This is a genomic window from Polaribacter sp. 2405UD43-2, assembly GCF_058147125.1.
Map to the genome: position 1 here is coordinate 162,771 of NZ_JBYVJX010000007.1, position 22,420 is coordinate 185,190.

23 protein-coding genes are annotated in these 22,420 nt (G+C 28.7%); 9 read left to right on the forward strand and 14 right to left on the reverse strand.

The features are described 5' to 3' along the window. Positions 1-205: 205 nt before the first annotated feature. The 4 genes from ACY2RX_RS11055 to ACY2RX_RS11070 all read right to left on the reverse strand — a co-directional run bounded on the left by ACY2RX_RS11055 (position 206) and on the right by ACY2RX_RS11070 (position 4,917). The gene (locus ACY2RX_RS11055; RefSeq protein WP_490104039.1) at positions 206-1,183 is read right to left on the reverse strand and encodes a polyprenyl synthetase family protein; all 978 of its coding nucleotides are present in this window, start codon (positions 1,181-1,183) and stop codon (positions 206-208) included. A 92-nt stretch (positions 1,184-1,275) separates the two neighbouring features. Further along, positions 1,276-2,316, reverse strand: coding sequence for a dual-specificity RNA methyltransferase RlmN (gene rlmN / locus ACY2RX_RS11060; RefSeq protein ID WP_490104074.1), 1,041 nt, complete (start codon positions 2,314-2,316; stop codon positions 1,276-1,278). Positions 2,317-2,563: 247 nt separating this feature from the next. After that, positions 2,564-3,613, reverse strand: a complete 1,050-nt coding sequence (gene queA / locus ACY2RX_RS11065) for a tRNA preQ1(34) S-adenosylmethionine ribosyltransferase-isomerase QueA (RefSeq protein WP_490104040.1) — start codon at positions 3,611-3,613, stop codon at positions 2,564-2,566. 74 nt (positions 3,614-3,687) lie between these two features. After that, positions 3,688-4,917, reverse strand: a complete 1,230-nt coding sequence (locus ACY2RX_RS11070; protein ID WP_490104041.1) for a 3-phosphoshikimate 1-carboxyvinyltransferase — start codon at positions 4,915-4,917, stop codon at positions 3,688-3,690. A 424-nt stretch (positions 4,918-5,341) separates the two neighbouring features. On the opposite strand from ACY2RX_RS11070, the gene ACY2RX_RS11075 reads away from it, so the two are divergent. Next, positions 5,342-5,953, forward strand: coding sequence for an MCP four helix bundle domain-containing protein (locus ACY2RX_RS11075; protein ID WP_490104042.1), 612 nt, complete (start codon positions 5,342-5,344; stop codon positions 5,951-5,953). Between the two features lie 22 nt (positions 5,954-5,975). Here ACY2RX_RS11075 and ACY2RX_RS11080 read toward each other — a convergent pair whose 3' ends face one another. Both ACY2RX_RS11080 and ACY2RX_RS11085 read right to left on the reverse strand, forming a co-directional pair. Then, positions 5,976-6,224 carry a hypothetical protein gene (locus tag ACY2RX_RS11080; RefSeq protein WP_490104043.1) on the reverse strand — a complete coding sequence of 83 codons (249 nt, stop codon included), beginning with the start codon at positions 6,222-6,224 and terminating at the stop codon, positions 5,976-5,978. Further along, positions 6,225-6,551 (reverse strand): nucleotide pyrophosphohydrolase, encoded by a 327-nt coding sequence (locus ACY2RX_RS11085; RefSeq protein WP_490104044.1) that lies wholly within the window; start codon positions 6,549-6,551, stop codon positions 6,225-6,227. 153 nt (positions 6,552-6,704) lie between these two features. On the opposite strand from ACY2RX_RS11085, the gene pdxH reads away from it, so the two are divergent. The 4 genes from pdxH to ACY2RX_RS11105 all read left to right on the forward strand — a co-directional run bounded on the left by pdxH (position 6,705) and on the right by ACY2RX_RS11105 (position 9,990). After that, on the forward strand, positions 6,705-7,352 hold the full coding sequence (gene pdxH / locus ACY2RX_RS11090) for a pyridoxamine 5'-phosphate oxidase (protein ID WP_490104045.1): 648 nt from the start codon (positions 6,705-6,707) through the stop codon (positions 7,350-7,352). A gap of 34 nt (positions 7,353-7,386) precedes the next feature. After that, positions 7,387-7,875, forward strand: coding sequence for a SixA phosphatase family protein (locus tag ACY2RX_RS11095; RefSeq protein WP_490104046.1), 489 nt, complete (start codon positions 7,387-7,389; stop codon positions 7,873-7,875). Between the two features lie 6 nt (positions 7,876-7,881). Continuing rightward, positions 7,882-8,778, forward strand: a complete 897-nt coding sequence (locus ACY2RX_RS11100) for a Ppx/GppA phosphatase family protein (protein WP_490104047.1) — start codon at positions 7,882-7,884, stop codon at positions 8,776-8,778. Between the two features lie 111 nt (positions 8,779-8,889). Further along, positions 8,890-9,990, forward strand: a complete 1,101-nt coding sequence (locus ACY2RX_RS11105; protein WP_490104048.1) for an OmpA family protein — start codon at positions 8,890-8,892, stop codon at positions 9,988-9,990. 79 nt (positions 9,991-10,069) lie between these two features. Here the strand turns inward: ACY2RX_RS11105 and ACY2RX_RS11110 are convergent, their stop codons facing one another. Then, positions 10,070-10,543, reverse strand: coding sequence for a thioredoxin family protein (locus tag ACY2RX_RS11110; protein WP_490104049.1), 474 nt, complete (start codon positions 10,541-10,543; stop codon positions 10,070-10,072). A 138-nt stretch (positions 10,544-10,681) separates the two neighbouring features. Continuing rightward, positions 10,682-11,704, reverse strand: coding sequence for a tetraacyldisaccharide 4'-kinase (gene lpxK / locus ACY2RX_RS11115; RefSeq protein WP_490104050.1), 1,023 nt, complete (start codon positions 11,702-11,704; stop codon positions 10,682-10,684). 81 nt (positions 11,705-11,785) lie between these two features. On the opposite strand from lpxK, the gene ACY2RX_RS11120 reads away from it, so the two are divergent. Continuing rightward, positions 11,786-12,880 (forward strand): Nif3-like dinuclear metal center hexameric protein, encoded by a 1,095-nt coding sequence (locus tag ACY2RX_RS11120; protein ID WP_490104051.1) that lies wholly within the window; start codon positions 11,786-11,788, stop codon positions 12,878-12,880. A 2-nt stretch (positions 12,881-12,882) separates the two neighbouring features. Next, a complete protein-coding gene (locus ACY2RX_RS11125) occupies positions 12,883-13,656 on the forward strand; it encodes a zinc ribbon domain-containing protein (protein WP_490104052.1) in 774 nt (257 codons plus the stop codon). Positions 13,657-13,732: 76 nt separating this feature from the next. On the opposite strand, the gene ACY2RX_RS11130 is transcribed toward ACY2RX_RS11125, so the two are convergent. From ACY2RX_RS11130 to ACY2RX_RS11145, 4 genes are all read right to left on the reverse strand, one after another. After that, complete coding sequence (locus ACY2RX_RS11130; protein WP_490104053.1) at positions 13,733-15,622, reverse strand: DUF349 domain-containing protein; 1,890 nt, start codon at positions 15,620-15,622, stop codon at positions 13,733-13,735. Between the two features lie 114 nt (positions 15,623-15,736). Continuing rightward, positions 15,737-16,489, reverse strand: a complete 753-nt coding sequence (locus ACY2RX_RS11135; RefSeq protein WP_490104054.1) for a shikimate dehydrogenase family protein — start codon at positions 16,487-16,489, stop codon at positions 15,737-15,739. After that, complete coding sequence (locus ACY2RX_RS11140; RefSeq protein ID WP_490104055.1) at positions 16,470-17,477, reverse strand: DUF368 domain-containing protein; 1,008 nt, start codon at positions 17,475-17,477, stop codon at positions 16,470-16,472. Before ACY2RX_RS11140 ends, ACY2RX_RS11135 begins: the two co-directional genes overlap by 20 nt. Beyond that, entirely contained in the window at positions 17,478-18,476 is a 999-nt protein-coding gene (locus ACY2RX_RS11145) for a DUF368 domain-containing protein (protein WP_490104056.1), read from the reverse strand. A gap of 179 nt (positions 18,477-18,655) precedes the next feature. Here ACY2RX_RS11145 and ACY2RX_RS11150 point away from each other — a divergent pair, with 179 nt between their 5' ends. Next, positions 18,656-19,987, forward strand: a complete 1,332-nt coding sequence (locus ACY2RX_RS11150; protein ID WP_490104057.1) for an alpha-L-fucosidase — start codon at positions 18,656-18,658, stop codon at positions 19,985-19,987. A 101-nt stretch (positions 19,988-20,088) separates the two neighbouring features. Here ACY2RX_RS11150 and ACY2RX_RS11155 read toward each other — a convergent pair whose 3' ends face one another. Together ACY2RX_RS11155 and ACY2RX_RS11160 are read right to left on the reverse strand one after the other, a co-directional pair. After that, a complete protein-coding gene (locus ACY2RX_RS11155) occupies positions 20,089-20,862 on the reverse strand; it encodes an alpha/beta fold hydrolase (RefSeq protein WP_490104058.1) in 774 nt (257 codons plus the stop codon). 115 nt (positions 20,863-20,977) lie between these two features. After that, positions 20,978-21,694: a pyridoxine 5'-phosphate synthase gene (locus ACY2RX_RS11160; protein WP_490104059.1), complete on the reverse strand. Its 717-nt coding sequence runs from the start codon at positions 21,692-21,694 to the stop codon at positions 20,978-20,980. A gap of 66 nt (positions 21,695-21,760) precedes the next feature. Between ACY2RX_RS11160 and ACY2RX_RS11165 the strand changes: the two genes are divergently transcribed. Beyond that, on the forward strand, positions 21,761-22,414 hold the full coding sequence (locus ACY2RX_RS11165; protein WP_490104060.1) for a CBS domain-containing protein: 654 nt from the start codon (positions 21,761-21,763) through the stop codon (positions 22,412-22,414). The last annotated feature ends 6 nt before the right edge of the window (positions 22,415-22,420 follow it).

Consider the following 22,420-nt stretch of genomic DNA (forward strand, 5'->3'; position numbering starts at 1 on the left):
TTTAAATATCCTAGAATAGCAGTTATCAAAAAACATAAATACTTCTTTTTAGAACTTTAAGGTCTAAGCTCTCAATATCTTTTCTTGTCTTGGTATAAAAAAAATTGAGATTTTGTGTTTCTACAATTAATGGATTCATAATTTGGTTTTACTAGTTTACTTATACTGTAAACGAACCAATTAAGAAATTGTAACAATTAAGTTTTTATTTTTTACGTTCTACAACGTAATCTATCATTGTTAAAAGAGAATCTTTATAACGTGAAGTTGAATAGTTTTCTAAGATAGCCAAAGCTTTATTTTTGTAGTCATTCATTTTAGAAATGGTGTACGCTATTCCTCCATTTTCTTTTACAAAAGCAATGACTTCTTTTACCCTTTTTTTATCTTTATTGTATTTTTTGATTGAATTTATCAACCAACTTTTTTCTTTAGCAGAACAATTATTTAATGTGTAAATTAAAGGCAAAGTCATTTTTTGTTCTTTAATATCTATACCTGTTGGTTTCCCAATTTTATCATCAGTATAATCAAATAAATCATCTTTAATCTGAAACGCAATACCAATATATTCTCCAAACTTTCTCATTTGCTGAATGGTTTCTTGATTTGCCCCAACAGAAGCCGCTCCAATACCACAACAAGCCGCAATTAGAGTGGCCGTTTTTTGTCTGATAATATCAAAATAAATACCTTCTGTAATATCTAGTTTTCTTGCTTTTTCTATTTGAAGTAATTCGCCTTCACTCATTTCACGAACCGCTATCGAAATTAATTTTAGCAAATCAAAATCTTCATTATCAATAGATAACAACAATCCTTTTGATAGTAAAAAATCTCCAACTAAAACTGCAATTTTATTTTTCCAAAGTGCATTTACAGAGAAAAAACCTCTTCTTCTATTACTATCATCAACCACATCATCATGTACCAAAGTTGCAGTATGAATTAATTCTACTACAGATGCTCCTCTGTAAGTACGCTCATCAAAACCACCGTTAGAAACCATTTTTGCTACTAAAAAAACAAACATTGGTCGCATTTGTTTTCCTTTTCTACGAACAATATAATAGGTAATTCTGTTTAAAAGCGGAACTTTAGATAACATAGCATCTTTGAATTTTTTCTCAAAGAGTTCCATCTCATTTTTAATAGGCAATTTTATAAGTTCTACTGGTTTCATCTATGCTATACTGTTTTCAGAATCAATTGTCAAAAATACGAAATAAAAGAAGACCTCACAGGTTTTAAAAACCTGTGAGGTCTTGGTAATTCTTACGATTTATTTGCCAATTGCCCACAAGCAGCATCAATGTCTTTCCCTCTACTCCTTCTTACATTTACAGTAATATTGTGCATTTCTAAATTGGAAATATAATTGTTTATTGCTGATGATTTTGCTTGTTGAAAATCGCCATCATCTATAGGATTGTACTCTATTAAATTTACTTTACAAGGCACATATTTGCAAAAATCTACCAAAGCTTTTATGTCTTCTTTTTGGTCATTAATACCATTCCAAACAACGTATTCGTAAGTAATGGCACGTTTTGTTTTTGCATACCAATATTGTAAAGATTCTTTTAATTCGGCTAAATTCATCTTGCTATTAAATGGCATTATTGATGTTCTAACTTCATCTATAGCAGAATGTAAAGAAACTGCTAAATTAAATTTAACTTCTTCATCTGCCATTTTTTTTATCATTTTTGGCACACCAGAAGTTGATACTGTAATTCTTTTTGATGACATTCCTAAACCTTCTGGAGAAGTTATCATTTCTATAGATTTTAGCACATTTTTGTAGTTCATTAAAGGTTCTCCCATTCCCATAAAAACAATGTTGGTCAACTTTTTATAATGATACAATCTACTTTGTTTGTCTATGACAACCACTTGATCGTAAATTTCATCTGGATTTAAATTACGCATTCTTTTTAAACGCGCAGTGGCACAAAACTTACAATCTAAACTACAACCTACTTGACTAGAAACACAGGCTGTTGTTCTTTTTTCTGTGGGAATTAAAACGGATTCTACCACCAAACCATCGTGTAATTTAATTCCGTTTTTTATTGTGCCATCTTTGCTTTTTTGCATCGAATCTACTTTTATGTGATTGATGACAAAGTTTTCTGCTAACATTTCTCTAGTTTGTTTAGAGATGTTAGTCATATCTTCGAAAGTATGTAAAGACTTGCTCCAAAGCCATTCGTAAACTTGGTTTCCACGAAAAGCTTTATCACCATTATCAGCAAAAAAATCTCTTAATTGTTCTTTGGTTAAGGCTCTTATGTCTTTTTTTTTAGTCAAAATAAAATATTAAAAGATTGAACTATTTAATGATTAAAAAATTACATCTGCAAAAATACACATAAATTCTAGGTTACTCTAGTAGCTTTTAAATAAGCCCGCGTTAGCGATTGAAACGGCATCCTTTTTTGAGGCACGAAAAAAAGATATAGTGAAAAGCGCGACCTTTTTAGGGAACGCCCAAATAAAAAAAGACTGACAATAAATAACTGCCAGTCTTTAATTTTTGATCTTTAAATTCTTTAATGAATTATATAATTAACATTGCGTCTCCGTAAGTAGAAAATCTATATTTTTCTTTTACAGCTTCTTTATAAGCTTCCATTAAAAAATCATATCCTGCAAATGCTGCTGCCATCATCATTAATGTGGATTTTGGTGAGTGAAAATTAGTAATCATTGCATTGGCAATACTAAATTCATAAGGAGGAAAAATAAATTTATTTGTCCACCCGTTAAAAGCATTTAATTGCTGATTTGACGAAACTGAAGATTCGATAGTTCTCATAACTGTTGTACCAACTGCGCAAATTCTCTTTTTATCTTTTTTTGCTGCGTTTATTTTATTAGCAGTAGCTTCAGGAATATCTATTTTTTCAGAATCCATTTTATGTTTAGATAAATCTTCTACTTCTACCGGACTAAAAGTTCCTAAACCAACATGCAAAGTCATTTCAGAAAAATCTACTCCTTTAATTTCTAAGCGTTTTAATAAGTGTTTAGAAAAATGTAATCCTGCAGTTGGTGCTGCAACAGCACCTTCGTGTTTTGCATAAATAGTTTGATAGCGTTCTTCGTCTGAAGCTTCTACTTCTCTGTTAATTGCTTTTGGTAAAGGAGTTTCTCCTAATTCTAATAGTTTTGCTCTAAATTCTTCATAGCTTCCATCAAACAAGAAACGTAAGGTTCTACCTCTAGAGGTTGTATTGTCTATTACTTCTGCAACTAAACTATCGTCTTCACCAAAAAATAACTTGTTTCCTATTCTTATTTTTCTTGCAGGATCTACTAAAACATCCCACAATCTATTTTCTGCATTTAATTCTCTCAGTAAAAAAACTTCTATTCTAGCTCCTGTTTTTTCTTTATTACCATACATTCTTGCAGGAAAAACTTTGGTATTATTCAACATCATTACATCGCCTTCTTCAAAGTAATCAATAACATCTTTAAATAATTTGTGTTCTATTGTTTGTTTTTCTCTATTTAATACCATTAAGCGAGACTCATCTCTATGTTCTGCAGGATATTCTGCTAACAATTCTTCTGGTAAATCGAATTCAAAATGTGATAATTTCATAAAATATTATTGGCTATAAAAGCGGCAAATATACGATATCGAAATAGGCGTTGTCAAGTGTTTAGCCAGATAATTTAAAGTTCATCTATTTTAACACCCAATTGCTGCATATCTTTCCAGAATTTTTGGTACGATTTTGTAACCACTTCTGCATCTAAAATTTTTATAGGAACTTTTATAGCTAGAGGCGCAAAAGCCATTGCCATTCTATGATCGTTATAGGTTTCTATAGCAATATTTTTATTGATAATTGATGATTTTTCTAAATGTAAACTTTTCTCTGTAACAAAAATGGTTGCTCCTAATTTTGTTAGCTCATCATTTAAAGCCACTAACCTATCCGTTTCTTTAATTTTAAGTGTATGTAAACCTGATAAATCACAAGCTATTCCTTCAGAAAAACAAGTAACAGCAATAGTTTGTGCAATATCTGGCGCATTTTTTAAATTTACTTCTAAAGTTTCTAAATTGCTTTCTTTTTCTTTTTTTAAAGTGATAAAATTATTGCCAAAAGTTGTAGAAACTCCAAAATGTTGGTAAATTTCTGCCAAACAAGAATCTCCTTGTAGGCTTTCTTTTTTATAAGCTGATAATTTTATTTCTGAACCAATCTCTGCAGATGCAATTATTGAAAAAAAGTAACTTGCAGAAGACCAATCTGATTCTACAACAACAGTTTGTTCTTCTATGGTTTTCTTAGGAAGAGCTTTTATAATATTTTTTTCAAAACTGGTTTTAATTCCTAATTGATTTAACAGACTCAAAGTCATATTTATATAAGGTACAGAGGTTGTTTTGCCAACCAATTCTATTTCTAAACCATTTTCTAATTTAGAAGCAACTAATAACAAAGAAGAAATGTACTGACTACTTACATTACCATTAATTTGCACTTTGTTTTTTGTAATTCTTTTTCCTTTAATTCTAATTGGTGGGTATCCTACTTTATCTTGGTAAGTAATTTCTGCACCTAAGTCTTTTAATGCATTTACTAAGATTTCTATGGGTCTGTTTTGCATTCTTTTAGAACCTGTTAAAACCACTTCTCTGCTTTCTTTTATTGCAAAATACGAAGTTAAAAAACGCATTGCAGTTCCTGCGTGTCCAATATTTACAATTTCATTAGTTGTAGAAAGTGCGTGTTGCATGTGCACAGAATCATCAGAATCTGATAAGTTTTCAATTTTAATTTCTGGAAATAAGTTCTGAAGAATTAACAATCTATTAGATTCACTTTTAGAACCAGAAATTGTAATTTCCTCTTTTATTTTTTTATCCTCTAAAACATTTAACAATATGTCCATCCCAAAAATTGATTTTAATTCTTACTTATAATACTCTAAATTAATAACTTACCTCAATGAAAAAATTCTTTTTCTGGCAATTTGCCTCTTTTTATCTGCAAACGTCAAAGTTAATGCACAAAAAAAATCTACCAAAGTTTCTGACGAATATTTTAGTGCAATTAAATGGCGAAATATTGGGCCATTTAGAGGAGGAAGAAGTACTGCAGTTACAGGTGTTTCAGGTAAAGAAAATCTTTTTAATCAAGGTTGTAATTGGTAATAAAGTATGGAAAACTTAAATATCTTAACACATTTAAATTAGTTAGATGAATCAATTTAAAAACGAAGAATAACAAATTTGTCGCTCTTTTTAATTCTTATTTTTCTATTCTAAAAATTATTAATAGTTTTACACTTTAACCCCTATAAAATCTTTTTTTTGATGAAGAAAAAAATCATCTTCGCAAGTATCCTATTTTTATTAATTACAGTTTCTAGTCAAGTTATATTTCATTTAGACATTAATAGACAATTTTACGATGCAAAAATTATTAATACTTCTGGTAAACAAAGAATGTATAGTCAGCAAATTACTAAGATTGCTTTGTATGCAAATGAAGTTAAAGACTTATATAGATATTATATAGATTTAGACTCACTCTCTGCTATTGTTGATGATTTTACACAAGATAATTACTATATAGAAAACATTACTTCTAAAAACTTTAAAAACGAAATTACAGATGCGCTTTTTAAAGAAAACCAAGTGTATTTTAAAAGGATGATAAATGCCGCTAACCAAACAATTGACAATCCTAATAATCAAGAAATTTTCGAACATTTTGTTAAAGAAATAAAAGCCAATGAAGCCAATTTTTTATCAACAATGGATAGATTGGTAAATGAATATCAATCTATTTCAGAAAGAAAAATAAAAGGTTTTAAAAAGATTTTAACGCTTTACGGAATTATAACTATACTCTTTTTAATAGCTGTTGTTTGGCTAATAATTATACCATTATATAAGAAAACAAAAAACTTAGAAGCAAATTAATTTCTATTCCTTTTTGTTAGCATTATTTCATATTCTTATTGGTCATATACATACCGTAAAGTGTACTAAAAACTATTTTAAATCCAAAAAAGTTTTTCCATTTGCCATCGGCAAAATTATTTTTATTGAGTGTTTCAAAATCTCCAGAAAAAATTTCTGAAGAACTATTAATTAACAAAGAAATTACTATTACTATTACAAAAAAAGGAATGGCTACTTTTGCAAAGTTAGACCAAAATACGGGTTGTTTTATTTTTTCTAAAAAAGACATTTATTTTAGTTTTTTATTGTTATGATGACGATCGTGATCGCGTTTAGTTTTTATCTCTAATTTCTTTTCAAAAGCATCTTGTAAACTGATTCCTGTTTGGTTTGCCAAACATAAAACTACAAATAGCACATCTGCTAATTCTTCTCCTAAATCTTTATTTTTATCAGATTCTTTTTCACTTTGCTCTCCATAACGTCTTGCAATAATTCTAGCAACTTCTCCAACTTCTTCAGTTAATTGCGCCATATTTGTGAGCTCATTAAAATAACGAACACCGTGGTTTTTTATCCAATCATCTACTTGTTTTTGTGCGTTTTGTATATTCATTACTCTAAATTAATAAGATTGAAAATTAAAGATTCAAAGATAAAGTTTATAAAATTATTTAGTTTGTTTATAAAATTATTTTCTGACAACTTCTTTTTTTTTTGATTAAAAATCATCATTTAAAATTGTATTTTTACTTTTTTAAATATCAAAATGTCAAAAGATTTAAGCAACTACCGTAAGTCGTATGAAAAACAAGAGCTTTTAGAAAGTAATTGCCCCGAAAATCCAATGGAATTATTCCAAACTTGGTTTCTAAATGCCGATATTTCAGAAATGGTTGATGAAAGCAATGCAATGACCATTTCAACAATAGGATTTGATGGGTACCCAAAAAATAGAGTGGTTTTATTAAAAAAATATACTTGGGAAGGTTTTATTTTTTACACCAATTACAGTTCAGAAAAAGGAAAATCTATTGCAGCGAATAACAACATTTGCTTATCTTTTTTTTGGGCAGGTTTAGAGCAACAAATCATTATAAAAGGACAAGCAGAAAAATTAGCTGAAAACTTATCTGATGGTTATTTTGAATCTAGACCCGATGGAAGTAAGTTAGGTGCTTGGGCATCAAACCAAAGTTCAGTAGTTGCTTCTAGAGAAGAATTAGATATTAATTTAAAAACTTATGAAAAAAAATTTAAAGGAAAAGAAATTCTAAGACCAAAAAATTGGGGAGGTTATTTAGTAAAACCCGTTTCAATAGAATTTTGGCAAGGCAGACCCAACAGAATGCATGACAGAATTAGATATTCTTTAAAAGAAGATTTTTCTTGGAAATTAGAACGATTAGCGCCATAAATTTTTATATTTACAGTTCAACAATTAAAATTGAATGAAAACTTTATATATTGTTAGACACGCAAAATCTTCATGGGAATATCCTGGTATTAAAGATATTGACAGACCACTAAAAAAGCGTGGTATTAATGACGCACACTTAATGTCTAAAATCTTATCAAAAAAAATTGATAGACCAGATGTTTTTGTTTCTAGTAGTGCAAATAGAGCCCTACATACTGCCATAATTTTTTGCGAAAACTTTGAATACCCACTTTCTAATCTTCAAATAAAAAGACAACTTTATAGTTTTAGTGACGGTTACTTAGTAAAAACTGTAAATGCTTTAGATGATGGTTTTAACTCTGCTATAATTTTTAGCCATGATCACGGCATCAACACTTTTGTAAACAAGTTTGGAAACAAACCCATTTCTCATGTAACCACTTGTGGAGTTATAGGCATAAAATTTGAAGATAAACACTGGAAAAACATCAAAAAAGGAAAAACCTTTATGATAGAATTTCCTAAAAACCATAAATAGTTTAGTTTGTTAGAAATAAAAAAATACGGAGCCATAGATATTGGTTCTAACGCAATAAGACTTTTAGTTGCCAATGTTATTGTTTCTGAAGATAAAGAGCCACAGTTTAAAAAATCGGCTTTAGTTCGTGTTCCAATTCGTTTAGGAGCAGATGCTTTTGTAAATGGTACAATCAGTAAAGAAAATGTATCTAGAATGATAAATGCTATGAATGCATTTAAATTGTTAATGGATGTTCATGGGGTTGAACGCTACAAAGCCTGTGCAACTTCTGCTATGAGAGAAGCTAAAAATGGTAAAAAAGTAACAGATAAAATTCATAAAGAAACTGGTATAAAAATTGATATTATTGGAGGTAAAGAAGAAGCCGAAATTATTTCATCAACAGATTTAAACGAACTAATTAACGGGCATAAATCTTATCTTTATGTAGATGTTGGTGGTGGTAGCACAGAGTTTACTGTTTTTTCTGAAGGAAAAATTATTACATCTAAGTCTTTTAAAATGGGAACTGTCCGTTTATTAAACAATAAAAAATCTGTAAACAAAGAGATTTTTGCTGATGTAGAAAAATGGATTAAAAAAAGCACAAAAGGATTAAAAAAAATATCCTTAATTGGTTCTGGCGGTAATATTAACAAACTTTTTAAAATGTCTGGTAGAACTGAAGGAAATCCTATTTCTTATATTTATTTAAATGCGCAATATCAGTTTTTAAAACAAATGTCTTATGATGAAAGAATCTCTGAGTTAAGTCTAAATCCAGACAGAGCTGATGTTATAATTCCTGCAACAAAAATTTACTTATCTGCTATGAAATGGAGTGGAGCAAGAAAAATATTTGTTCCAAAAATTGGCCTTTCTGACGGCATCATTAAAAGCCTGTTCTACAATAAGTTGTGATTATTTTTTAACTTTTTATTAACTTTTTTTATTTTTTGTTTAATTCATAGTGACTTTTATAAAATATATGGGTCTTATAAACGAACTAAAAAATCAAAAAACAGATTAATTATGAAAAAATTATTACTAAGTGCAACTTTTTTAATGGTTGCATCAATTTCTTTTGGTCAAGACTTACCAGAAAACCCAGAACCAGGAAAATGTTATGTACGTTGTAAAACTCCAGAAGTATGGAAAAACGAAGATGTAACTATAGAAATAGCTCCTGCTTACAAAAAGATTGTAACTCACCCTGCAGAATATAAAACGGTTACTGAAAGAGTATTAGTTAAAGAAGCTGGACAACGTTTAGTTGTTGTTCCTGCAGTTTGGGAAAATAAAGTTATTACTTATACCGCTAAAGAAGACGCTAACAGATTAAGTGTTGTTAGAGCAACTTTTTCTAGAGATTCTCAAACTATAGAAACTAAAGCTGCTTCTGCAAAGTGGGAAATGAGCGAAAAAGCTCCTGATTGTGAGTCTAGTGACCCTAATGATTGTAGATATTGGTGTTATAAACCAATTCCAGCACAATTTGTTACTATACCATTAACTAAATTAGATAAAGACGCAACTACAATTTCCAATGAAGTTCCTGGATATGATAAAACATATACAAAAAGAGTTATGGTTACTCCTCCTACAACTAAATCTGTAGAAATTCCTGCTGTATACGGAACTATCAAAAAAATAGTTTTAGTAAAAGATGCTTGGCAAGAAGAAGTAACTGTTGCAGCAAAATATAAAACAGTAACTAAAGAAGTTTTAGTTAACAAAGGCGGTTTAACTACTTGGAAAGAAGTTGAATGTGAATTAGTAAACAATACGCCATTACCAATAAACTGGAACTTAGGAAGTGCTACTTTAACTTCTGGAGCTAAAAGAATTATAGATGCTAGATTATTACCAATCTTAAAAAAGGGATTAGCTGTTGTTATTGAGTCTCATACAGATTCTAGAAGTTCTCATCAGTATAATCAAGAATTATCTGAGAGAAGAGCTCAAGCAGTAACAAATTACTTAATTTCTAAAGGTGTAAACCCAAGTCAATTAACTGCAAATGGTTTTGGTGAAACAAAATTAACTAACAGATGTGCAGACGGAGTTTCTTGTACAGAAGCAGAACACAGAGCAAACAGAAGAACCACTTTTAGAGTAATTGATCAAAAATAATTATCATCTCTCTAAAAAGAAATTATAAAAAAACCGAAGCATTTGTTTGCTTCGGTTTTTCTACTTTAAAAATATATCTTTAATAATTTTCGATGACTGATTGTAAAAACGGATAATAATATTCAGTTAAAATTAGTCCTTTTTTATATCCAATCATTTTTCCTTTATGATTTACCATAACTAATGTTGGAAATGACTTAATTTTATATTTCCTTTTTAAATTGTTATTTACTTTTATTTTTTCTGGTGTTAGAATATCTGTATTTCTTGGACTATCTGCTTCATACAATACTAAATCTTTATCAGCTATAGCTTTAAACTTTTCTGAATGAAACAATTTTTTATCTAAAACTTTACAAGGCCCACACCAATCTGAACCTGTAAAATAAATAAGAACTGGTTTCTTTTCTTTTTTAGATTTCTTTAAAGCTTTCTTATAGGTAGGTTCCCAAGTAGCAGTTAATAACTCTGGGGTTTCAATAGCATTACCTTGCGCTGAAATAATTGTTGTTGTAAAAAAACAAAAAACAAATCCTAAAATAACTTTTTTCATATAAATTAGTTTCTACAAAAATATCAAAAATAATACCAAATATACAAAATGTGACTTTTAAGAAAAACTGTGTCTTATTAAATGAAGTAAGCTTTAAAAAGATACTTCTAACAAAAATCAAGAAAAGAAACCAACGTTTTAACAGCGTTGGTTTTGTTTTATATGAGAATTTATTATTGAGTTAAACGCTTCTCCTTCTTGTAAAAAGGATGTTTTTATGCCTAAAAAAGAAACCTCCTTTATTTTGCTTTTTAATCTAACAAAATCTTTTTCTGTAGTTAAAATAAGCTTTTTTGATGATTTAATTTCTGAGTATTCTTTCTTGATAAATTCAATTTCATTATTAGAAAATTGATGATGGTCAGGATATTTTAAATGTTTAAATTCTATCTTTTTTTCATTTAAATAACGTAAAAGCGGACTTGGATTTGCAATTCCTGTTATTAATAAAACTTTGTAATTTCTTAACTCATCCACTAAAACTTGTTCTTTTCCAGATGTTTTTTCATCATAAGTAATGGTTGTAAAGAATACTTTTTTATGATACTTTTTTAATTTGTTTTCAATTTTTTTTTGCGAATTTTTATCCAAATTTTCTGGGCATTTAGTAACTAAAATTACATCCGCTCTTTTTGCTCCTTTGCTACTTTCTCTTAAATTTCCTGTTGGTAGTAAAAAATCATCTGTAAATAAATCATTAAATTTAGTGAGTAAAATATAAAAACTTCCTTTTACTTTTCTATGTTGATAAGCATCATCTAACAAAACAACTTCAGAAGATTTTTTAGAAATCAATTTTGAAACCCCAGCTACTCTATTTGCATCTACAGCAACATCAATAGTATGAAACTTCTTAAAATATTGTAGCGGCTCATCACCAACATCTTTAGCAGAATGTGAGTCGTTTAACAACACAAAACCCTTTGTTTTTCGTTTATAACCTCTACTTAAAACGGCAGTGTTTTTTGTGTCTTTTAACAATCTTATTAAATATTCTATTTGTGGCGTTTTTCCTGTTCCACCAACACTTAAATTACCTACTACAATTACAGGGATTTTAAAAGAAGTTTGCTTAAAAAGACCAACATTAAAAAAGAAATTACGAATTCTTGTCACTAAATCGTAAACGATTGCAAACGGAAATAATAAAAAACGTAGCATTTTCATTATTACGAAAATAAGGCATTTTTATGGATTGCTAAACAGAAAACAGTAACTTTGGGTTGTTATACATTTTAATTTATGATTATAAAAGATATTACAAATTATATTGAAAAGTTAGCTCCGTTAAATTATGCCGAAGATTTTGATAATGCTGGCTTATTGGTTGGTAATTACAACACAAAAATTACTGGAGTTTTGGTAACGCTAGACACCTTAGAAAAAACGGTTGATGAAGCTATTGCAAAAAATTGCAATTTAATAGTGAGTTTTCATCCTATTATTTTTGGTGGATTAAAAAAATTAAACGGTAATTCTTATGTAGAAAAAGTGGTTTTAAAAGCCATAAAAAATAACATTGCCATTTATGCAACACATACAGCTTTAGACAATTCTAAAAATGGCGTTTCTGCAAAAATGTGTGAAGTTTTAGGTTTAAAAAACACCAAAATTTTAATTCCGAAAAAAGGAATTATTAAAAAACTAACCACTTATGTTCCTTTAGAAAATGCTGATAATTTAAGAAAATCTCTCTTTAAAGCTGGCGCAGGAAACATAGGTAATTACAACAATTGTTCTTTTAATGTTTTAGGTGATGGAACTTACAGAGGAAATGAAAACTCCAATCCTACTTTGGGTGAAAAAGGAAAAAATCACACAGAAAAAGAAATACAAATTTCTGTAACTTTTGAAAGTAAAAATGAAAGTTCTATTCTAAAATCTTTGCTCGAAAATCATCCTTATGAAGAAGTTGCTTACGAAATTGTAACCACAGAAAACATACATCAAAATATTGGTATGGGAATGATTGGAGAATTATCATCAGAAATGGAAGAAAAAGATTTTCTTTTGTATTTAAAGAAAACTATGAAAACAGCTTGTGTTCGTCATTCTAGTTTTATCAATAAAAAAATAAAAAAAGTGGCTGTTTTAGGCGGATCTGGAAGTTTTGCCATTGCTAACGCAAAAAAAGCTGGTGCAGATGCTTATGTGAGTGCAGATTTTAAATATCATGAATTTTTTAAGGCAGAAAACAAGATACTTTTAGCAGATATTGGACATTATGAGAGCGAACAGTTTACAAAAAACCTTTTGGTTGATTATCTTACAAAAAAATTTAGTAATTTTGCAATCATTTTATCAGAAGAAAGTACAAATCCTATATATTATTTATAAATATGGCAAAGAAGAAAGAAATTTCGATTGAAGAAAAGTTAAGAGCTTTATATGATTTACAGTTAATTGACTCAAGAATTGACGAAATTAGAAACGTAAGAGGTGAACTACCTTTAGAAGTTGAAGATTTAGAAGATGAAGTTGCCGGATTAAACACGCGTATTGCAAACTTAAATCAGGATGTTTCTAACTTAGAAACTGACATTAACAACAAAAAACTTGCTATTGAAGAATCTAATTCTTTAATGAAAAAATATGATGAGCAACAAAAGAAAGTTAGAAATAACAGAGAATTTGACTCATTATCTAAAGAAATTGAATATCAAGAATTAGAAATTCAATTAGCAGAGAAAAGAATTAACGAGTATAAAGCTAAGATTGCTCAAAAAATGGAAGTAATTGATGCTACTAAAGAAAAATTAGCAAAACAAGAGCAACATTTAGGTCATAAAAAAGCTGAATTAGATGCCATTTTAAAAGAAACAGAAAAAGAAGAAGCCTTATTAATAAAAAAATCTGATGAGTTTTCTAAATCTTTAGAAGATCATTTATTTTCTGCTTATACAAGAATTAGAAATAAAGTTAAAAATGGTTTAGCTGTGGTTGCTATAGAACGAGGAGCTTCTGGAGGTTCTTATTTTACTATTCCGCCACAAGTTCAGTTAGAAATTGCAAATAGAAAGAAAATTACTATTGACGAACATAGTGGTAGAATTTTAGTTGATGCAGCTTTAGCTGAAGAAGAAAAAGCAAAAATGGATAAATTATTTTCATAATTTAAGTCACATAAATTCATAAAAAAAACTCGAAGCTAAGCTTCGAGTTTTTTGTTTTTTAGAATTGTCTAGATTTTTAATAATCTAATTTTTTTAAATAACTTAATTTATCTTTCCAAACAGCTAAATCGTTTTTAAATTCATTAACTTTTTTCTTTACATTTAAAACTAAAGGATTATCATCTTTGGCATTGGCAAAGAAACCTAAATTATTTTCTAATTGCTGAATTTCTCTAACAACTTCATCAATCTTTTTTCTAACAAATAGCTGTTCAGAGTCTAACTTTCTAAAATCATTAATTGCTGCATAACCATCAACAACATTGGTAAACTTTAGCATAGTAACTTCTTTCTTATCTAAAGATAAGCTTTCTAAAATTCTATCTATCTGTTTGTTAAATTTACCTTCTAAATGACGTGCATTTCTTGGTAATCTACCTAAATCTCTCCAAGAATTAATAGCCTCTAAAACGGTGTCTTTTGTTGGTTCTTTTAGTTCTTTCAGCGTTTCTAAAAACTGTTTTTTAGCATCTACAATTTCTTGTTGTTCTTTATTTAAAGAATTTCTTTGTTGATGATATCTATCAAAATAATGGTTACAAGCAGCTTTAAATCTTTTCCAAATATCGTCAGAAAATTTACGTGGTACATGTCCTATTTTTTTCCAATCGGATTGAATCTTTTTCATAGTGTTGGTTGTAGTCTCCCACTCTTCACTATCTTTTAATGATTCTGCCAATTCTATTAAAGCTATTTTCTTTTTTAAATTATCTTGCTGACCACTTTTTTCTTGCTTATAAAAAACATTTTTAGCACTATTAAATTTTTTGGTTGCTGCTTTAAATTTTTGCCAAACTTCTTCACTTTTAGAATAAGGTAATTTGCCCGCATTAAAGTAAGCTTGTCTAAGAGCTTCTATATCTTTTATACTTTTTTGCCAATCGTTGTGAGTTTTATTATTTGAAGTATCATAAGCATTTATTTGATTTACAACTACAAGTTTTTTTACAATTATTTCTTGATATTTAGAACGCATTTCTCTAAAATAATCATGCCTTCTATCATGAATTTTTTTTGTAGCTGCACTAAATTTACCCCAAACTTCTTCTCTCATATCTTGAGAAACAGGACCTATATCTTCTTTCCAAATTTTATGCAATTCTTGCAATTCTTTAAAAGCTACATTAATATCAGCCTCATCTGCAAGTATTTCTGCTTTTTTAATAATTTTTAATTTTTCTTCTAAATTGTGTTTAAAATCTAAATCTCTAAAATCATTACTTAAATGTAATAAATCGTAAAAACGTTCTACATGATGATGATATGTTTTCCATGTATCATTATAATGATTTTTAGGAACAGGACCAATTGCACGCCAAGAATCTTGCAATTCTCTAAAGCTTTTATACATAGTAGCAGTATCAGCATTTACAATTAAATCTTTTAATTGCTCAATAACAGTAAGTCTTTTTTCTAAATTTTCGGATAATTGCTTTTCTAAATCTTTATAGTAAGCATCTCTTTGTTTTTTATAATCTGATAACAATTTATTATATTCAGATTTTATTGGGCTAGAAAATTTAAAATCTATAGAATTACCTCCAGCTTCTAAAAAAGCTGCTTTTTTTTCAGCTAACAAAGTTCCAAACTTCTGATTAAAAGCACTTTTAACTCCTTCTACTTGTGATTTAATTTTTTGAACTGGTTGTAAGGAAAGTGTTTTTTTAAGTTCAGAAACCAATTCTTCTAGGCTTAATTCAGCATAATTAACCTTAGGAGTATCATCTTCTTTAGAAGTATCTTTCTCTGCATCTTCTGCCATCGATTTTTCAATTTCTTCAACAGCTTCAGTAGCGTCATCAACTTTATCTATCTTTTCTAGATTCGTTGTTTCTGTAACTTCTTGCAAAGTTTTATCAGTATTCTTTTCCGTTTTATCAACGTTTTGGTCATCATTTTCTAACATATCTACAATGTTTAAGGTCTATATAATACTATAATTATAAATAGTTTATAAAGATACTGACAACTTACAAATTTTACAAGATTTAGAGCAGTAAAAAGGTTTTTAAATATTATTTTAGGTATTCCAAATTCTCCATGATTCTTCTGCTTGAAGTTCTAACATCTCTAATCCATTTTTAGTTATGGCACCTTTTTCTTGCCCTTTTTTTAAAAATATTGTTACTGCTGGATTATAGATTAAATCATATAAAAGATGACTTTTTGTTAAAAATTGATACGGAATATTTGGTGATTTTTCTATTTTTGGAGAAGTTCCTAAAGGTGTACAGTTAATAATGATTTTATGTTTAGTTATCATTTCTTTTGATAAATCATCATAAGAAATTTCTTTTCTACTTTTTGGATTACGAGAAACAAACTTATACTTAATATGATTCTTTTTTAAAGCAAAAGCAACAGCTTTAGAGGCACCACCTGTACCTAGAATCAATGCTTTTTTGTGATGTTTTTCTAAGAAAGGTAATAGTGATTTTTCGAAACCAACAACATCTGTATTATAACCTTTTAATTTACCTTTTTTTGTAAATTTAATTGTGTTAACAGCTCCAATTTTTTTGGCAGTTTTATCTAGTTTATGCAAATATTGCATAACAGTTTGCTTATAAGGAATGGTAACATTCATCCCTTTTAAATTTTCTGTTTTATTTATTATTGATGTAAAATCTTCAATATTTTCTAAATCAAAATTGACATATTTATGATTTCCTAAACCAATTTTTTCGAATTTTTCTTTAAAATATCCTTTAGAAAATGAATAAGAAATATTCTTACCTAATAAACCAAAAATCTTATCTTTTTTTTCTTCCATAATAATCTATAGCCAAAATTAAAGCAATACCAATACTAATGTAAAAAATGGCAAACCAAGTTTCAGAATTAGAAAAATCAGGAATAAATCGTTCATAGTTTTCAACAATTTTATTTCCTTTTTTATCCAACAAAAACTGACCTTTTTCTTGCAGATAAATAGTTTCTTTCCAAGGCCAAACAATTCCTAAAGAACCTGTAATAAAGCCAATAATAACTGCAGTAACAATTTGATGCCATCTTTTTAAAACATATCCTAAAACGTGCGAAATAGAAACCAATCCAAAAGCAGAACCCGCAGTAAAAACACTAATAATTTTTAAATATCTAATTTTAACTGGATCTGCTAAAACATCAAAATTACCTGACAATAAATTGGTAATTACATAAAACAATTCATTTACAGAATCTACTAAAAGCAACACATAATTCCCCATTAAAATAAGGATAAATGAGCCTGAAAGCCCAGGAAGGGTCATACCAGAAACACCAATAATTCCGCAAATAAAAACAAACCAAAGATTGTCGTTTTCTGTGGCTGGCGTTAGAAAACTAATTCCTAGGCCAACAGAAGCCCCAATAATTAAAGAAAAAATATTTTTAAAATTCCAATCGCCAAAATCTTTACCAATATAATAAATTGAGCCAATTATCATCCCAAAAAACCAACTCCAAACATAGAGTTCGTAATTTACAAGAAAATAATCTAACACTAAAGAAATACTAAAATAACTAAAAATGCTTCCTCCCATTATTAGCAAGAGAAATTGCCCATTTACATATCTATAAAAACTTTTAAATCTGCCATTAAACAGTAATTTAAAAGCTTTTAAATTTATTTTTCTAAAAGAATATATTAATTCTTCGTAAAAACGAAAAACAAAAGAAACTGTTCCGCCAGAAACACCAGGAACTTTATTTGCAGCTCCCATTGCCAATCCTTTTAAAAAAAGGTTTACTTTTTGTGAAAAAGTTCTTTCTTTTTGCATTTATTTTTTTTGAACGGCTAATTTTTCCATCAATAAAATTAAAGCAAAACCAACAATTGCTAAAACTATTGCAAGCGTTAATTGTGCATTTCCATCAAAAGAAAAAGGAGAAACACTTTGTTCTAGTGCAACTTTATAATTTTCATAATTATTAGTTTGCTTTTGGTATAAGGATAGGTTTGCTAGATCTGAAACCTCTGAAAAAGGAATTACTTTTCCAGACATTTTATCAAAAACTGACTGCGTCAGTTTCCAAGGCCAAATTTTATTTAAAGAACCTACAATAAAGCCAGTTAAAGCTGCTAAAGTTAGGTTCTTGTAATGAGCAAACAACCATTTTAAAATTTTTGAAAAACTCAACAAACCCACAATTGCACCCAAACCAACAATAACTATTGTTTTTAAATCTCTATCATTTACTGCAGCTAAAATAGGTTTATAAGCTCCTAACAATACTAAAATAAATGCGCCAGAAATTCCTGGTAAAATCATTGCGCAAATTGCAATTGCGCCAGCTAAAAACATAAATAACGAAGAAGAATTTTCTGAAACTAACGGATTTAAAGTAGTAATATAATAGGCTAAAAAAGCACCAATTATTAAAACTAAAACAGTAAAAAAATTCCATTTTTTAATTTGTTTCGCTATATAAATAATACTTGCCAACACCAAACCAAAAAAGAAAGACCACAATAAAATAGGTTCGTTTTCTAGTAAATATTTAATGGCTTTTGCCAAAGAAACAATACTTATAAAAATGCCTACAAATAATGCTGCTAAAAAATTACCATTTATTTGTTTCCAAGCAGCTTTTAAACCATCATTTTTTATAGTCTTTAAAAGGCTTAATTTTACATTACTTATTGAGCCTAATAATTCTTCGTAAATACCAGAAATAAAAGCAATTGTACCACCAGAAACACCAGGCACAACATCTGCAGCACCCATTGCCATTCCTTTTAAACCAATTACAATATAATCTTTAAGATTTCTACTCATTTTTAAGTTTCATTTTTTAGAAAAAACGAAGATAAAGTAAATTTGAAGAAAAAGGGAAATCTACTTTTAAATTTGGTTGTTTCTAAATTTATTTTCTAATAACTTAGCTAATTATGTTTATAAGGACTTAAAAAGTCCATAAATAAAAAAAGGACATTGTAATTTTATAAACTAAACAGATGAAAAACTTATTAATAATTTTAGGATTAGTAATTGCAACACAATCTGTATTTGCACAGAGCAATTACATACCAAGCAAAGAAAATTTAGAAGCGAGAAAAGCATTTAAAGATGATAAGTTTGGAATGTTTATTCATTGGGGTGTATATAGTATTTTAGGTGATGGCGAATGGGTAATGACAAATCAGAACATTAAAGTTGATAGATATAAATTATTGCCAACTTTTTTTAATCCTTTAGAATTTGATGCTAAAGAAGTTGTAAAACTAGCTAAAGATGCAGGTATGAAATACATTACAATAACCACAAAGCATCATGATGGATTTGCAATGTATGATTCTAAAATATCTGATTATAATATTGTAAAAGCAACACCTTATGGTAAAGATATTTTTAGAGCATTAGAACAAGAATGTATAAAGCAAGGCATAAAACTCTATGCATATTACTCGCAACTAGATTGGCAGCACCCAGATTATTATCCAAGAGGTTATACAGGTAAAAAAGTTGGTAGACCCAATTCTGGAAATTGGAAAAGCTACATCACTTATCAAGATGCGCAAATAAAAGAATTGGCAGAAAATTATAATATTGCTGGATTTTGGTTTGATGGATTTTGGGATGTTTTAAAAGAAAAAGGACGTACACTAAAAGCTAGAAAAGAAGGTGTAGAACGTTGGGAACTTTTAAAAACCTATAAAATGATTCATGATGTAAATCCTGCTTTATTAATTGGGAATAATCATCATTTAGATCCATTTCCAGGAGAAGATTTTCAAATGTTTGAAAAAGATTTACCCGGAAAAAGCACAACTGGTTTTGGTAGCGCAAATATATCTCCCTTACCATTAGAAACTTGCGAAACCATAAACCATTCTTGGGGATTTAATTTACAAGATGATAATCATAAATCGGTAAAACAACTTATTCAATACGTTGTAAATGCTGCAGGTAGAAACGGAAATTTTCTTTTAAACGTGGGACCTATGCCAAATGGAAAAATTCAAGATGAACACAAAAAACGTTTGCAAGCAGTTGGTAAATGGTTGGTCAAAAACGGAAAAACTATTTACGGAACACGAAGTGGTATTATACCTGCGACTTCAGATTATGTATCTACTCAAAATGGTAAAATTTTATATATTCATATTTTAAATTCAAAGTTAAATGAATTTAAAATTGATAATTTTAAAGGTAAAATTAAAAAAGTGAAGTTTTTTGATGATAAAAACAAACACAAATTTAAGTTAAAAAAAGGGCAGTTAACTATTGCTATTCCAGAGGATAAAAAGAACAAAATAGATACTATTATAGAGGTTCTATTAAAATAAAAACAGGTTTTAAGTTTCGTTTTAATCAAAAAAAAGCAACCCTATACATTCTAATTTACGAAATAATTTAAAGATTTATTTAATAAACTAAAGAAGATGAATTACTTTAAAAACTCATAAACAACTTCATAAAATTGCTTTGAATTTTCTGCGTGCAACCAATGACCCGCATTTTTTATTTCGACAATTTTTGAGTTTGGAAAATGAGCTTCTATAATTGGCTCTTCATTTTTTGTAATGTAATCAGATTTTTCTCCTTTTAAAAATAAAGTTTCTTTTTCAAAAAAGGTAAAAGAAGGCAATGCTTTGCCAACTTCTGGATTGTTTTGGGTTAAAGATGCTAAGTTAAATCTAAATGCTAATAGTCCTTTTTCTTTCCAATACACATTCTTTAGCAAAAACTGACGTACGCCAAAATCTTCTATAAATTCAGATAATTTTTTATCCACCAAAATTCTTGTATTTTGAATAGAAAAATCAACAGCATTTAAACCTGCTAAAATTGCATTATGATGTGGTTTGTATGCTCTTGGAGAAATATCAACAATAATTAATTTATTTACCAATTCTGGATAAGTTACCGCAAACAACATTGCTGTTTTTCCGCCCATAGAATGCCCAATTAAATAAACATTTTCTAATTGATGATGTTGCATATACTTGTGTAAATCATCAACTAAAACTTCGTAATTAAACTCATTTTCGTGAAAACTACGTCCGTGATTTCTTTGGTCTATTAAATGAACTTGATAATCTTCTGCAAATTTATTTCCTAAGGTTTTCCAGTTATCAGACATTCCAAAATAACCGTGTAAGATTAGTAGTGGTTTTCCTTTTCCTTTTATGGTTGAATGTAGAATTGGATTGTTTGACATTTAGATTGTTAGATTATTGAATACTTATATTATTAGGCTTTTAGAATCTTGATATTGTCAAAATTCATTTCATTTTCAACTCTGCAACTTTATTACTTTGTTTCTTTGCAACTTCCTAACCCTTCAACCTATGCAAATACATATTTACAACATTCTCTAAACCTAAATATAAACTTTCAGCAATTAAAGCATGACCAATAGAAACTTCTACCAAATTCGGAATATTTTCTTTAAAAAACCTAATGTTATCTAAACTTAAATCGTGCCCTGCATTAATTCCTAATTCTAAATTGTGTGCTAAAATCGCAGCTTCAATATAAGGTTTTACAGCTTGTGTATTTCCTTTTTCGAATTCGCTTGCAAAATGCTCAGTATACAATTCTATTCTGTCTGTACCGGTTTTTGCAGCAGCTTCTATCAACTTTAAATCTGTATCAATAAAAATTGAGGTTCTAATTCCGTTTTGTTGAAATTCAGAAATTACTTCTTGTAAAAAAGATTGATGCGTAATCGTATGCCAACCAGCATTAGACGTAATTGCATCTACAGCATCTGGCACCAAAGTAACTTGCGTTGGTTTTACTTCTAACACCAAATCTATAAACGATTTTATAGGATTTCCTTCAATATTATATTCCGTTGTTACAATATTTTTTAAATCTCTTGCGTCTTGATAACGAATATGTCTTTCATCGGGTCTGGGGTGAATTGTAATTCCTTCTGCGCCAAATTCTTGAATATCTGTTGCCACTGTTAATAAATTCGGCACATTTCCGCCACGAGAATTTCTTAAAGTTGCTATTTTGTTGATATTTACACTTAACTTTGTCATTGTCTAAAATTAGGCTGCAAAGGTAATTTATTAAATCATTTTATCCTATATTCGTAAAGAATGAATATGAACGATTACATACTAGAAGAAATAAAACCGCTTCGTTTAAAAGATACAGTAAAAAGTGCGCAGAAGGTGTTTAAAAATTATCCTATTACACATTTTCCTGTCATAGAAAACAACCAATTATTGGGTTCTTTTGCTGAAGAAGATATACAAACTATAGAAAACAAAGAGAATGAATTAGTAGCATATGCACATTTGTTAAATTCGTTTTTTGTCGATAAAAAAGCCACAGTTTTAGAATTGATAAAGATTTTTGCAGACAATGATACTAACATTATTCCTGTTCTCAATTACGATAAAGAATATTTGGGTTATTTTGATTTACGCGATGTGTTAGACGTTTTTTCTACAAGTCCGTTTATGGTTGAAGAAGGAGAAACCTTAATCTTAGAAAAATTGAGAAATGATTATTCTATGAGCCAAATAACACAGATCATAGAATCTAATGGAGGTAAATTATTAGGACTCTATATTTCAGAAAAATCATCAGAATTTGTGCAAATTACATTAAAAATTATTTCTGATGAAGTCAACGAAATTATGCAAACCTTTAGAAGATATGATTATAAAATAATCTCTATACATGAAAATGATATTTATTTAGAAGATTTAAAAAACAGATCTGAATATCTTCAAAAATATTTAGAAATGTAAATCTCT

Excerpts from the sequence above, each read along its gene's own strand:
- ACY2RX_RS11145 (WP_490104056.1), bottom strand. The coding sequence starts at position 18,476 with ATGAGTAGAAATCTTAAAGATTATATTGTAATTGGTTTAAAAGGAATG.
- ACY2RX_RS11125 (WP_490104052.1), top strand. The coding sequence starts at position 12,883 with ATGGCAAAGAAGAAAGAAATTTCGATTGAAGAAAAGTTAAGAGCTTTA.
- pdxH (WP_490104045.1), top strand. The coding sequence starts at position 6,705 with ATGTCAAAAGATTTAAGCAACTACCGTAAGTCGTATGAAAAACAAGAG.
- ACY2RX_RS11095 (WP_490104046.1), top strand. The coding sequence starts at position 7,387 with ATGAAAACTTTATATATTGTTAGACACGCAAAATCTTCATGGGAATAT.
- ACY2RX_RS11120 (WP_490104051.1), top strand. The coding sequence starts at position 11,786 with ATGATTATAAAAGATATTACAAATTATATTGAAAAGTTAGCTCCGTTA.
- ACY2RX_RS11055 (WP_490104039.1), bottom strand. The coding sequence starts at position 1,183 with ATGAAACCAGTAGAACTTATAAAATTGCCTATTAAAAATGAGATGGAA.
- ACY2RX_RS11085 (WP_490104044.1), bottom strand. The coding sequence starts at position 6,551 with ATGAATATACAAAACGCACAAAAACAAGTAGATGATTGGATAAAAAAC.
- ACY2RX_RS11135 (WP_490104054.1), bottom strand. The coding sequence starts at position 16,489 with ATGGAAGAAAAAAAAGATAAGATTTTTGGTTTATTAGGTAAGAATATT.
- queA (WP_490104040.1), bottom strand. The coding sequence starts at position 3,613 with ATGAAATTATCACATTTTGAATTCGATTTACCAGAAGAATTGTTAGCA.
- ACY2RX_RS11160 (WP_490104059.1), bottom strand. The coding sequence starts at position 21,694 with ATGACAAAGTTAAGTGTAAATATCAACAAAATAGCAACTTTAAGAAAT.
- ACY2RX_RS11150 (WP_490104057.1), top strand. The coding sequence starts at position 18,656 with ATGAAAAACTTATTAATAATTTTAGGATTAGTAATTGCAACACAATCT.
- lpxK (WP_490104050.1), bottom strand. The coding sequence starts at position 11,704 with ATGCTACGTTTTTTATTATTTCCGTTTGCAATCGTTTACGATTTAGTG.
- ACY2RX_RS11130 (WP_490104053.1), bottom strand. The coding sequence starts at position 15,622 with ATGTTAGAAAATGATGACCAAAACGTTGATAAAACGGAAAAGAATACT.
- ACY2RX_RS11105 (WP_490104048.1), top strand. The coding sequence starts at position 8,890 with ATGAAAAAATTATTACTAAGTGCAACTTTTTTAATGGTTGCATCAATT.
- ACY2RX_RS11070 (WP_490104041.1), bottom strand. The coding sequence starts at position 4,917 with ATGGACATATTGTTAAATGTTTTAGAGGATAAAAAAATAAAAGAGGAA.
- ACY2RX_RS11080 (WP_490104043.1), bottom strand. The coding sequence starts at position 6,224 with ATGTCTTTTTTAGAAAAAATAAAACAACCCGTATTTTGGTCTAACTTT.
- ACY2RX_RS11110 (WP_490104049.1), bottom strand. The coding sequence starts at position 10,543 with ATGAAAAAAGTTATTTTAGGATTTGTTTTTTGTTTTTTTACAACAACA.
- ACY2RX_RS11140 (WP_490104055.1), bottom strand. The coding sequence starts at position 17,477 with ATGCAAAAAGAAAGAACTTTTTCACAAAAAGTAAACCTTTTTTTAAAA.
- ACY2RX_RS11075 (WP_490104042.1), top strand. The coding sequence starts at position 5,342 with ATGAAGAAAAAAATCATCTTCGCAAGTATCCTATTTTTATTAATTACA.
- ACY2RX_RS11155 (WP_490104058.1), bottom strand. The coding sequence starts at position 20,862 with ATGTCAAACAATCCAATTCTACATTCAACCATAAAAGGAAAAGGAAAA.
- ACY2RX_RS11165 (WP_490104060.1), top strand. The coding sequence starts at position 21,761 with ATGAACGATTACATACTAGAAGAAATAAAACCGCTTCGTTTAAAAGAT.